The organism is Sphingomonas sp. GW821-FHT10F09 (genome assembly GCF_058809195.1).
Genome location: NZ_JBXASI010000001.1, coordinates 246,495 through 258,369, shown reverse-complemented (window position 1 = coordinate 258,369; position 11,875 = coordinate 246,495). Strand labels below are relative to the sequence as shown.

Annotated in this window: 10 protein-coding genes; 2 read left to right on the top strand and 8 right to left on the bottom strand. The window is 68.1% G+C overall.

Features of this window, described 5'->3' with window-relative positions:
* Window positions 1-81 precede the first annotated feature (81 nt).
* Together AC1RTO_RS01130 and AC1RTO_RS01125 are read right to left on the bottom strand one after the other, a co-directional pair.
* The gene (locus AC1RTO_RS01130) at window positions 82-1,023 is read right to left on the bottom strand and encodes a glutaminase (RefSeq protein WP_493160302.1); all 942 of its coding nucleotides are present in this window, start codon (window positions 1,021-1,023) and stop codon (window positions 82-84) included.
* Window positions 1,020-2,696, bottom strand: coding sequence for an amidohydrolase (locus AC1RTO_RS01125; protein WP_493159133.1), 1,677 nt, complete (start codon window positions 2,694-2,696; stop codon window positions 1,020-1,022). The genes AC1RTO_RS01130 and AC1RTO_RS01125 overlap by 4 nt, the downstream gene beginning before the upstream one ends.
* A gap of 55 nt (window positions 2,697-2,751) precedes the next feature.
* On the opposite strand from AC1RTO_RS01125, the gene AC1RTO_RS01120 reads away from it, so the two are divergent.
* A complete protein-coding gene (locus tag AC1RTO_RS01120) occupies window positions 2,752-3,996 on the top strand; it encodes a threonine ammonia-lyase (protein ID WP_293876535.1) in 1,245 nt (414 codons plus the stop codon).
* 85 nt (window positions 3,997-4,081) lie between these two features.
* Here the strand turns inward: AC1RTO_RS01120 and AC1RTO_RS01115 are convergent, their stop codons facing one another.
* The gene (locus AC1RTO_RS01115; RefSeq protein WP_493159132.1) at window positions 4,082-4,333 is read right to left on the bottom strand and encodes a hypothetical protein; all 252 of its coding nucleotides are present in this window, start codon (window positions 4,331-4,333) and stop codon (window positions 4,082-4,084) included.
* Between the two features lie 222 nt (window positions 4,334-4,555).
* On the opposite strand from AC1RTO_RS01115, the gene AC1RTO_RS01110 reads away from it, so the two are divergent.
* On the top strand, window positions 4,556-5,350 hold the full coding sequence (locus AC1RTO_RS01110) for an arginyltransferase (protein ID WP_493159131.1): 795 nt from the start codon (window positions 4,556-4,558) through the stop codon (window positions 5,348-5,350).
* A gap of 6 nt (window positions 5,351-5,356) precedes the next feature.
* Here AC1RTO_RS01110 and AC1RTO_RS01105 read toward each other — a convergent pair whose 3' ends face one another.
* From AC1RTO_RS01105 to AC1RTO_RS01085, 5 genes are all read right to left on the bottom strand, one after another.
* Window positions 5,357-6,250 (bottom strand): cell wall hydrolase, encoded by an 894-nt coding sequence (locus AC1RTO_RS01105; RefSeq protein ID WP_493159130.1) that lies wholly within the window; start codon window positions 6,248-6,250, stop codon window positions 5,357-5,359.
* 184 nt (window positions 6,251-6,434) lie between these two features.
* Window positions 6,435-8,522 carry a catalase gene (locus AC1RTO_RS01100; RefSeq protein WP_493159129.1) on the bottom strand — a complete coding sequence of 696 codons (2,088 nt, stop codon included), beginning with the start codon at window positions 8,520-8,522 and terminating at the stop codon, window positions 6,435-6,437.
* An 86-nt stretch (window positions 8,523-8,608) separates the two neighbouring features.
* The gene (locus tag AC1RTO_RS01095) at window positions 8,609-9,412 is read right to left on the bottom strand and encodes a transglutaminase family protein (RefSeq protein WP_493159128.1); all 804 of its coding nucleotides are present in this window, start codon (window positions 9,410-9,412) and stop codon (window positions 8,609-8,611) included.
* Window positions 9,412-10,347, bottom strand: a complete 936-nt coding sequence (locus tag AC1RTO_RS01090; protein ID WP_293876816.1) for an alpha-E domain-containing protein — start codon at window positions 10,345-10,347, stop codon at window positions 9,412-9,414. Before AC1RTO_RS01090 ends, AC1RTO_RS01095 begins: the two co-directional genes overlap by 1 nt.
* A complete protein-coding gene (locus AC1RTO_RS01085; protein ID WP_493159127.1) occupies window positions 10,347-11,843 on the bottom strand; it encodes a circularly permuted type 2 ATP-grasp protein in 1,497 nt (498 codons plus the stop codon). Before AC1RTO_RS01085 ends, AC1RTO_RS01090 begins: the two co-directional genes overlap by 1 nt.
* Window positions 11,844-11,875 lie beyond the last annotated feature (32 nt).

Genomic DNA, 11,875 nt, shown 5'->3' with positions numbered 1-11,875 from the left:
TGCAGCCCCGAACGTACGCTGCGCTCCGGGTCGCTCAAAACCGCCGTTTTCGGCACGTCGTCGTTCGAATATCGAACTGGTTTAAAGCGGGTCCCGCGCCGGTTCGAACACCGACCAGCCGGTCCGCTGCACCAGCCGTTCCAGCGCCAGCGTGCCGAGCTGCGAATTGCCGCGGGCGTTCAGGCCGGGCGACCAGACCGCGATGCTCGCTCGTCCCGGCACCACCGCGAGGATGCCGCCCCCCACCCCCGATTTGCCGGGCAGGCCGACCCGAAAGGCGAATTCGCCCGACCCGTCGTAATGGCCGCAGGTCAGCATCAGCGCGTTGATCCGCCGTGCGCGCTGCGCCGAGACGATCCGCCGCCCGGTCGTCGGCAGCATCCCGTCTGCCATCAGATAGCGGCCGGCGAGCGCCAGCTGGCGACAGCTCATCGCCAGCGCGCATTGATGGAAATAGACGCCCAGCGTCCGTTCGACGTCATGCCGGATATTGTCGAACGACCGCATGTAGCTCGCCAGCGCGCGGTTGCGATCGCCGGTCGCCAGCTCCGCCTCCGCCACCGCGCGGTCGATGACGATATCCTCGTCGTCGGTCAGCATCCGGACGAAGCGCAGGATTTCGCCGATCGCCTCGCGCGGCTGGTGCTGGCCGAGCAGCACGTCGGCGACCACGATCGCGCCCGCGTTGATGAACGGATTGCGCGGGATGCCATGTTCGAATTCGAGCTGGACGATCGAATTGAACGCGCTGCCCGACGGCTCGCGCCCGACGCGTTGCCACAATTGGTCGCCGACATGGCCCAGTGCCAGCGTCAGCGCGAACACCTTGCTGATCGACTGGATGGAGAACGCTTCCTCGGCATCGCCGGCCAGATGGCAGGTGCCGTCGGCCTCGATCACCGCCATGCCGAACCGGGCGGGATCGACGCAGGCGAGTGGCGGGATATAGTCCGCCGGCGTGCCGCGATCGGGCGCCGCCGCCATTTCCGCGGCGATCTCGGCGACGATCGCGGAAAGGTCTATTTCCGCTCCCACACCTTTTCGCCTCCGACCCACGTCTCCTGCACCTTCGTCGCGCGCAGGTCGGCGGGCGAAGCGAGCAACGGATCGCGATCGACGATGATGAAATCGGCACGCAGCCCCGGTGCGAGGCGGCCGATGCGATCCTCGGCAAAGCCGGCATAGGCCGCGCCGCCGGTGAACGCCCACCACGCCTGTTCGCGCGTCACCGCCTCTTCGGGGCGCCAGCCGCCGAACGGCTGACCATCGGCGTCCTGACGGGTGAAGGCCGCGGCCCAGCCCGCCCAGGGATCGGGCTTCTCGACCGGAAAGTCGGACCCGAACGCGAGCTTCGCGCCATTCTTCAACATCGACGCCCAGGCATAAGCGCCCGCCAGCCGCTGCGGCCCCAGCCGCGCCTCCGCCATCACGCGGTCGCCGGTCTGGTGCGTCGGCTGCATCGACGCGATCGTGCCGTATTTGCCGAAGCGCGGCAGGTCGACGGGATCGACGATCTGCGTATGTTCGATCCGCCAGCGCCGGTCGCCCTTGTAGGTCTGCGCCATCTCCTCGATCGAATCGAGCGCCTCGGCATTGGCGCGGTCGCCGATCGCGTGCACCGCGACCTGATAGCCGTCCATCGCCGCCCGGCTCATCAGGTTGCGCATCACGGTGTCGTTCATGAAGCCCGCGCCCGACTGACCGGGGGCGTCGGCATAAGGCGCCTTCAGCCACGCGCCGCGCGAGCCCAGCGCGCCGTCGGCGTACAGCTTGACGCCGACCAGCTTCAGCCGGTCGTTGTACAACCACGGCGACGGACCGACCGCGCCGATCTGCACCGTCGTGTCGACCCCCGCGCCATAGCTCATGATCCGCACGCGCAAGCCGCCCGCATCGCCGATCCGGCGATAGGTCAGCCAGTCGTCGATGCTGGTGCCCATGTCGGCGGTGGCGGTGATGCCATAGCTCAGCAGGATCGCCTGCGCCTTCAGGAAGGCGGCGTTGCGGTCCTTGCCGAGCGGCTGCGGCACGACCCGGGCGACGAGACCCTGCGCCGCATCGACGAACACGCCAGCGGGCAGCCCGCCCGCGCCCTTCTCGATCCGCCCGCCCGGCGGCGACACGCTCTTGCCGGTGACGCCGGCCGCCTTGAGCGCGGCGCTGTTGCCCCAGCTCGCATGGCCGTCCGCGCGCGACAGCCAGACGGGGCGGTTCCCGACCGCGGCGTCGAGGTCCGCGGCGGTGGGGAACCGCCCCAGCCCCCAGGCCTCCTGATTCCAGCCGCCGCCGATGATCCACGATTTATCCGGATTGGCCTGCGCATAGGCCGCGATCTTCGCCTGCGCCTCGGCGAGGCTCTTCGTGTCGGAGAGGTCGAGCTCCAGCGCGCGGAAACCGAGTTCCATCACATGGCCATGTGCGTCGATCATGCCGGGCAGCAGCGTCCGCCCCTTGAGATCGGCCCGCCAGTCGAGCTTCTCCGGCCGTTTGTCCTTCGCCGACAACAGCTTGCTCACTTTGCCATCGGGCGTCACCAGCAGCGCCTGGAACCGGACGACCTTGCCGTCCTTGTCGAGGGTCATGCCGTTGACGTTATCGACGATGCCGTCGGCGGATGCCGTGCCCGACAGCATCGGGCCGGTCAGCATCGTCATCGCCAGTGCGATCGCGGTCGTCGTGAAAGCCGTTCTTGCCATAGTCGCCCGCATAAGCGGTGTTCCCCCGTCGCACCAGATGGTCTAGCGGCTGGCCATGGCCACCAAACACGCCGCAGCATCCTCCGCCATCCCCGTCACCATCGACGACGTCCGCGCCGCCCATGCGCGCATTCGTGACGCGATCGTGCGCACGCCGACCCTCGTCAGCAAGACGCTGAGCGATATGACCGGCGCGACGGTGTATCTGAAGTTCGAGAACCTGCAGTTCACCGCCGCCTACAAGGAGCGCGGCGCGCTCAACACGCTGTTGCAGCTGTCTCCCGAGGCGCGCGCCAAGGGCGTGATCGCCGCATCGGCGGGCAACCATGCGCAGGGCCTCGCCTATCACGCCAACCGGCTCGGCATCCCAGCGACGATCGTCATGCCGCGCACCACGCCGACGGTGAAGGTGACGCAGACCGAAGGCCACAAGGCGAAGGTGGTACTGGAAGGCGAGACGTTCGACGCCGCCTACGCCCACGCCCGCGTGCTGGAGGCGGAGTGCGGCTATACCTTCGTCCATCCGTTCGACGATCCGCGCGTCATCGCCGGCCAGGGCACCGCGGCGATCGAGATGCTGGAGGACGTGCCCGGCCTCGACACGCTGCTGATCCCGATCGGCGGCGGCGGCCTGATCTCCGGCACCGCCGTCGTCGCGCGCGCGGCGGATCATCCGATCGAGATCGTCGGCGTGCAGGCCGAGCTCTTCCCGTCGATGTACAACCGGATCCGGGGCACCAACCTTCCCTGCGCCGGCGATACGCTGGCGGAGGGGATCGCGGTCAAGGAGCCGGGCGGGATCACCAGCGGCATCATCGCCGACCTGGTCGACGACATCGTGTTGGTCGGCGAACGCAACCTCGAGGAAGCGGTCAGCCTGCTGCTCCAGATCGAAAAGACGGTGGTCGAGGGGGCGGGTGCCGCCGGACTCGCCGCGCTGATGGCCTATCCGGAGCGATTCCGCGGCCGTACCGTCGGCATCGTGCTGTGCGGCGGCAATATCGATACGCGGCTCCTCGCCAACGTGTTGCTGCGCGACCTCGCCCGTTCCGGCCGCCTCGCGCGGCTGCGCGTGCGGCTCCGCGACCAGCCCGGCGCCCTGTTCAACGTCGCGCGGATCTTCGACCAGCAGCGCGTCAACATCATCGAAATCTATCACCAGCGCATCTTCACCTCGCTGCCGGCGAAGGGACTGGTCACCGATATCGAATGCGAGGCGCGCGACCGCGATCACCTCAACCGGCTGATCGCCGCGCTGCGCGACGGCGGCTACGAAACCAGCATGGTCGAGCAGGCGTAAGCGACAACGCCTCGACGGGAACGCCCGAACGAAAACGGGGGCCGCGCTTGCGCGCAGCCCCCGCTCGAAACGATGTCAGAACAGCTTAGTTGCTGTCCGAGTTATCGTCCTGCACGATCGCGACGACGCCGATGGCGACGACGCCAGCAGCGATCAGCGCGGCCAGCAGGCCACCGCCGGCGAGGTTGTTCTTCTTGGCCGACGGTGCGCTCGCGCGAACCGACTTGGCCACCGACAGCGACGCCGCCGGGTTGGCAGGCGCTGCAAACGCCGGCGTCGCCGCCAGCGGCGCAACCGTCATAGCGAGCGCAGCAATGGAACCTGCGATTTTCTTCATATACAATTCCCACCTAATTGGACTGCGGAAACGTTCTTTTCGACCATTTGTTCCTGCAATGCAACATCGTCCCGTTTCGGGGCCATGATCGTGCCGATCAACATCCCGTGCAAGAGATTAACTCTCTTTGGCCGGAATGCCGCTTTTCAGACTGCATCCGCTTATTCATATGTCGCTGGCACCGCGTCGCGGATCGCCCCTGTTTCTGGAGGACTGCCGGCGGTGACCGCGCCATTTCGTTTCCCGCGCTTCTTCGTCACCACGCCCGCCCCCTGCCCCTATCTGCCCGGGCGGCAGGAGCGGAAGGTGTTCACCGAACTGAGCGGCCCGCATGCGACGGAGCTCAACGACGCACTCGGGCGGATCGGGTTCCGCCGGTCGCAGGGCGTCGCCTATCGCCCGTCCTGCGCGGGCTGCGCCGCCTGCGTGTCGGTGCGCGTCGTTACCGAACAATTCGCCCCCAATGCGACGCAGCGCAAGTTGCTCCGCCGCAACGACGATCTGGAGGTCACCGCCTGCCGCCCCTGGGCGACGGACGAACAGTTCCAGCTGCTCCGCCGCTATCTGGCGGCGCGTCACCCCGGCGGCGGCATGGCGGGGATGGACGAGGACGATTACGCCGACATGGTCGAGCATTCGCCGGTCGATTCGATGATCCTCGAATATCGCACCCGATCGACCGACGGCGCGCGCGGGCGGCTGGTCGGCGCCTGCCTGACCGATCGCCAGGCGGACGGGCTGTCGATGATCTACAGTTTCTTCGCCCCCGACGACGATGGCGGCACCGACGCGCGGCCCGGATTGGGGAACGTCATCATCATGGATCACATCACCCGCGCGCGCGCCGCCGGCCTGCCCTATGTCTATCTCGGCTATTGGGTGAAGGGGTCGGCGCGGATGGCGTACAAGACCCGCTATCGCCCGCTGGAAGTGCTCGGCCCGAGCGGCTGGCGCCCCTTCGTCGAGGATGAGGACGCGCCGGCGTCGGCGATCCGCCGGGTCGAACTGACGGCCTGAACCGGGTCAGGTCGGATCGGTTTCCTCGCCGATCGTCGCCCCGTCGGTGACGACCGTCCGCGGCGCCTCCGCCCCCAGATGGACGCGCACGCCCGACACCATCGTCATCCGCGCCGGGCGCGCGACAGCCGCGGTCGGCGCGTCGGCACTGACGGCCACCGGCGTCATCTTGCCGCGGTGGACGTTGACCCCGCCATCGGCGCTGCTGTCGCGATAGAGCGCGGCGGTCTGCACGTCGGCATCTCCGGGCGCGAAGGTCGCCGCGCCGGGTTCGACCCCGGCATAAGCGGCACGGAAGCTCAGCGCCCCCTCCATCGCGCCGCGCCAGCGATAGAAGATATGCGCGCCGACCGATCCGATCCGCGCGAGGCTGGACGCCCACCACGGCAGGATCGCGCTGGTGTGATAGAAGGTCGCGCCGCCGACCGGCGCATAGACGCTGCCCGCCAGCGCCGCCTGCGCGACCAGTTGCGCGCGCGCCCATGAGGCCGGATCGCGGCGATAGGCCATCGATCCATCGCAGGTGAAGGAGAACTGGCAGCCGGTGCGGCGGTTCGAACCCTGGAAGACGACGCCGCAGACGCTGTGCGGGAAGGCGCGGTCGCGGACGCGGTTGAGCACCACCTGTGCCACCGCGCGCTGTCCGTCGACCGATTCCGACCGTGCCTCGTAATAGACCGCCGCGGTCAGGCATTCGGTCGCGCGTTCGGCATCGCTCTGGCTCTGCATCTGCGCGAGGAACGGCGGCGCGGCGGCGGCAAGCGCCGGCGCGGCATCGTCGCCGATCGACGCGCGCAGCGAGGCCGGCAGACCGGCGAGCCCCGGCAGGTCGCCGGGAATGTCGAGCGCGAGGTCGCGGAGCAGCTGACGTGGCGTCGGCGGCGGCACGGCCTGGCCCACGCGCGTCGCCTGCCCGCGCGGGGGAACGCAGGACGATGCGGCGAACAGCGCCGCCGCAAGGGCCACCTGCCCTGAAGAGGAAATACGAAGCCGCCCCACGCTAAGCGGCGTAGCGGGGGCGGCTTATGATAGGGTTAATGCTGTCGTGGCGTCACCCCGGGCCCGCCGGGGTGACGGCCGGGGGTTACGCCAGGGTGCGGACGTTCGGCTCGCGGTCCCAATAGCGCTGCTTCGCCGCCTCGACGAAGCCCTTGAGGTCGGTGACCCCTTCATCCGGCTCGACGCCTGCCTTGTCGAGCAGCGGCTTGGCGGCGGCATTGTGGCCGATCGCCTTGAGGTGACCGAAGGCGTCCATGACCCATTGGACCGCAGCACCCTCCTTTACCAGCTTCGCACAGGCCTCCTTCGACAGGATCACCGCACAGGCATCGACGGTGACCGAGGGCTGGCCGAACAGTTGCGCATCGGCCGCGACCGACGAACCGTCCGACAGCGGCACCTTGCCGACCTTGGGCGCGATCGTCAGCGGCGTGCCGCCGGCGGCCTTCACTGCGTCCTTCACCGCATTGAGCTCGCCGGCGTCGGTGCCGTCGGCGAACAGGATGCCGACGGTGCGGCCCTCCAGCGTGTGCTTTTCCAGCGGCCCGCGGATGATCCGCAGTGCGGGCGACGGGTCCATGTCGAGCACCGGTGCGGCGGTCGGCGACGCCTCGGGCAGGTCCATCGCCAGCCCGTCGGCGACGCGCTGCGCCAGCGTTTCATCGACGTTGCGCAGGTTCGCCATCACTGCGACGCGGATGTGTTCGAGGCTGACCTTGGACAGCTCGAACACGAGGGCGGACGCGATATGCGCCTGCTCCGCCGGGTCCATCGAGCGGAAGAACAGCCGCGCCTGGCTGTAGTGATCGGCGAAGCTTTCGGGGCGGATGCGCAGCTTCTGGCCCTCCTCGTCCGACGGAAACGTCTTGTAGCCGCCCTCCGGATCCTCGCGCGCGCCAGCCTCTTCGCCCGCCTTGGCGAGGCTGTTCGGCTCGTAATTGGCGCGGCCCTTGGGCACCGCCATCTGCATATGGCCGTCGCGCTGCTGGTTCATGAAAGGACAGCCCGCCGCCGCGGCGCGGCCCTTGGCGGCATTGATCGGCAGCTGGTGGAAGTTGACCGAGCCGAGGCGCGACAGCTGCGTGTCGGTGTAGCTGAACAGCCGGCCCTGCAGCAGCGGATCGTTGGAGAAGCCGATGCCGGGGACGACATGGCTCGGCACGAACGCCGCCTGCTCGGTTTCCGCGAAAAAATTGTCTGGATAGCGATCGAGCACCATCCGGCCGACGATCTTCACCGGCAGCACTTCCTCGGGGATGATCTTGGTCGCGTCGAGCACGTCATAGGGCTGGCTGTTGGCGAACTCCTCGTCGAACAGCTGGACGCCCAGTTCCCAGGTCGGGAAGTCGCCGCGGTCGATGCTCTCGAACAGGTTGCGGCGCTGGAAATCGGGATCGGCGCCGGCGATCTTCACCGTCTCGTCCCAGATCGTCGAGGCGAGGCCCGCCTTCGGCTTCCAGTGGAACTTGACGAAGGTGCTCTTCCCCTGCTTGTTGATGAAGCGGAAGGTGTGGACGCCGAACCCTTCCATATTGGCGAAGGTGCGCGGCAGCGTACGGTCCGACATCGCCCACATGATCATGTGGGTTGATTCCGGCATCAGCGAGATGAAGTCCCAGAAGGTGTCATGCGCGGTGGCCGCCTGCGGATAGCCGCGATCCGCCTCCATCTTGGCGGCGTGGATCAGGTCGGGGAACTTGATCGCATCCTGGATGAAGAACACCGGGATGTTGTTGCCGACGAGGTCCCAATTGCCCTGCCGCGTGTAGAATTTGACCGCGAAGCCGCGGACGTCGCGCGGCGTATCGACCGACCCCGCGCCGCCGGCGACGGTCGAGAAGCGGGTGAACACCTCGGTGCGCTGCCCCTTCTTCTGGAAGAGGTCGGCGACGGTGATGTCGGCGAGGCTCTCGGTGCATTCGAAATAGCCGTGCGCGGCCGAGCCGCGGGCGTGAACGATCCGCTCCGGGATGCGTTCGTGATCGAAGTGGTTGATCTTCTCGCGGTAGATCTCGTCCTCGATCAGGACGGGGCCGCGCGCGCCGGCCTTGAGCTGGTTCTGGTTGTCCGCGATCGGCGTGCCGTGGTTGGTGGTCAGCACCGGGTGATCGGCGTCGGTGACCTGATGCGTCTCGCCGCCGTTGCCGGCGTTCAGGGCTTTGGTATCGGTCATGGGGGTACTCGCGTCGGAGGATGCTTCCCCCCCTCAACGATCCGGCACGACGGCAGTGCCTTGGCGGAACAAGTTTAGTTTGCCGGCTATTGCGCCGCCGACACCTTCACCGCGACGTCCATCTCCTCCTCGCCCTCGCCGAGCCGCGACCCGGCAACCGGGGCGGCGCCCGAGGCGTCGAGCGCGGCAGAGACGCGGACGCTCTCCTCCTGCGGCGAGCGGCCGGTGCAGGGATCGAAACCGACCCAGCCGAGCCCGTCGACATGCGCCTCCGCCCAGCCGTGCGGCGTCGGCCGCAGCGATCCCTCGACGATGCTGTACCCCGATACGTAGCGCGCCGGGATGCCGAGCGAACGCGACGCGACGACGAACATCTGCGCCAGATCGCGCGAGGTCGCGGTCGGCTTCAGGAACGCGTCCGCGGCGCTGAGGCCCGGTTCGGGGCGGACCCGGTCGAGCCCGAAGCGGCCGTTGAACGCGCGGTTGAGCCGGTGCAGCATGCCGATCGGGCCGGTCGCGCCGGCGCTCGCCTCGACCGCGAAGGCGGCGATGGCGGGATCGCGCGGCGTCGCCTCGGTCGCGCGCAGGAACACCGCGGGCGGCAACACCTCGGCGACGCCGCGGACGACGCCGTCGGAATGGCTGGTCAGCACCTCACCGCGCACCGCAATCTCGATATCGGCGATCGGCCCCTCGCAATAGAGCATCGTCACCGCATTCCCGAACCCGTCCCGCCCGCGCCGCATCGTCGCGTCGCAATCGACGTCGATCCGCCAGCGCGCGACCGTCTGGTCGTGGCTCGCCTCCGGCGTCATGCGTAGCATCTGTACCAGCCGGCTCTGCGGCTCGCTGAAGCGATAGACGGTGCGGTGATCGATCGACAGCCGCATCAGCCGAACCTGAACTGGCGACCGATCGCCTCGTGCAGCTGGCCGTTCTCGCGGATGAACGCCTGCAGATACTGGTGCAGGCCGCTGGCGATCACCTCGCCCGATCGCGTCTTGCCGAGCCGCGCGGCGCGCATCCGCGCCATCCGGTCCGCCTCGCCATGGCTACCGGTGCGTTCGGCGAGCAGGCCGAGGATGTCGACGGTGATCTCCGCCGAGGCGACGAGGCTGCGCGGCAGTTCGCGGCTGGCAATCAGCAGGTCGATGACGTTCGCCGGGGTCAGCCCGTCCGAATAGAGCCAACGATAGGCGGTCACCGCCGACACGACCTGCAGGATCGTCGTCCACTGGTCGCGATCGACGACACCGCCGACCACTTCGCCTTCGGGCAGCAGGATGTGGTATTTGACGTCGAGCAGCCGCGCGGTGTTGTCGGCACGCTCGACCGCCTGCCCGAGCCGGATGAACCAGTGCGACTGGTTGCGCAGCATCTGGTGGACCGCGCCCTCGAAGCCGCGCGTCTCGTTCTTGACCGATTCGACGAGGCTCAGCGTCGCCTGCGTGTCGCCGACCTGCCCGCGATTCTCGAACACCAGCCACGCGCGGTTGATCGCGGTCCATGCCTCACGGCTGAGCGCGGTGCGCACCGCCTTGGCGTTGTTGCGCGCGCGGTCGAGGCACCGGATCAGCGAACCGGGATGGCTGGTGTCGACGGTGAGGAAGCGGACCACGTCGGTCTGCGTCATCGCGCCGCCGCTGGCGAGGAAGTCCGCCTCGGTATCCGTGACCGCCAGCGCCGACGACCAGGCGACCTCGCCCGCCGGGCGCGACGACATCACGTCGAAGCGCACGGTCGCCTCGATCAGCCGCGCGAAGAAATCGGCGCGTTCGATGTAGCGCCCCAGCCAGTAGAGCGATGACGCGGTGCGCGAGAGCATCATGCCCCGAACCCCTGCGACTGCGTCATGCCGCCGATCGTCTGGCTCTGGGTCTGGCTCCGGGGTTCCGCCATCAGCACGAAGCTGTCCTTGGTGCCGCCGCCCTGGCTCGAATTGACGACCAGCGACCCCTCCTTCAGCGCGACGCGGGTCAGCCCGCCGGGTACGACCTGCACCCCCTTCGATCCGGTGAGGACAAAGGGGCGGAAATCGACGTGGCGCGGACTGAGGCCGCTGTCCGCCAGCGTCGGCACCGTCGACAGCGCCAGCGTCGGCTGCGCGATATAGCGATGCGGCTCGGCGATCAGCGCCCGGCGGAAATCCTCGATCTCCTGCCGGCTGGCGGTCGGGCCGACCAGCATGCCGTAGCCGCCCGATCCGTCGACCAGCTTCACCACCACCTGATCGAGATTATCGAGGACATATTGCAGCGCCTGCGGCTCGCGGCAGCGCCACGTCTCGACGTTCGGCAGCTTTGCTTCGCCACCGGAATAGAAGCGGACGATCTCCGGCATGTAGCTGTAGATCGCCTTGTCGTCGGCGATGCCGTTGCCCGGCGCGTTGATGATCGCGATGTTGCCGGCGGCATAAGCGGCAATGAGGCCGGGGACGCCGAGCATCGAATCGGCGCGGAACACCAGCGGATCGAGGTAATCGTCGTCGACCCGGCGATAGATGACGTCGACCTGCACGCGCCCGGCGATCGTGCGCATCCAGACGCGATCGTCGTCGACGACGAGGTCGGCCGCCTCGACCAGCTCGATACCCATCGAATCGGCGAGGAAGCTGTGTTCGTAATAGGCCGAATTGTAATGGCCCGGGGTCAGCACGACGCACACCGGCTGCGCGCCGCGCCCGCGCGGGGCGACCGACTTCATCGTCTCCAGCAGCCGGTCGGGATAGCTGTCGACCGGCTCGACTCGATATTCGCGGAACAGCTCGGGACACAGCCGCACCATCGCCTCGCGGTTCTCGAGCATGTAGCTCACGCCCGAGGGCGTGCGGGCATTGTCCTCCAGCACGTAGAATTCGTCCGGTCCGGTGCGCACCAGATCGATGCCGCAGATATGCGCCCAGATGCCGTGCGGCGGGCGCATCCCCGCGATCTCCGGCCGGAATTGCGGATTGCCGAGGATCAGGTCGGCGGGCAGCACGCCCTCCTTCAGGATGCGGCGTTCGCCGTAGATGTCGTCGAGGAAGGCGTTGATCGCCTCGACCCGCTGCACCAGCCCTGCCGATAGGCGCGACCATTCGTCCGCCATGAACACGCGCGGCACGATGTCGAACGGGATGATCCGTTCGCGCGTGTCGGTTTCGCCATAGACCGCAAAGGTGATGCCGAGCTGGCGAAAGGTATTCTCCGCCGCTTCCTGCCGACGGCGAAGTTCGTCGTCAGGCGTATCCTCGAGCCATTTGCCCAAGGCCGCCAATGCGGGACGCGGCGGAACATCGCCGGTCATCCCCATGATTTCGTCGAACGCCGGTCGTTTCCCCATCGGAACGGTAAAGCCCTCCACGACTTTGAGGT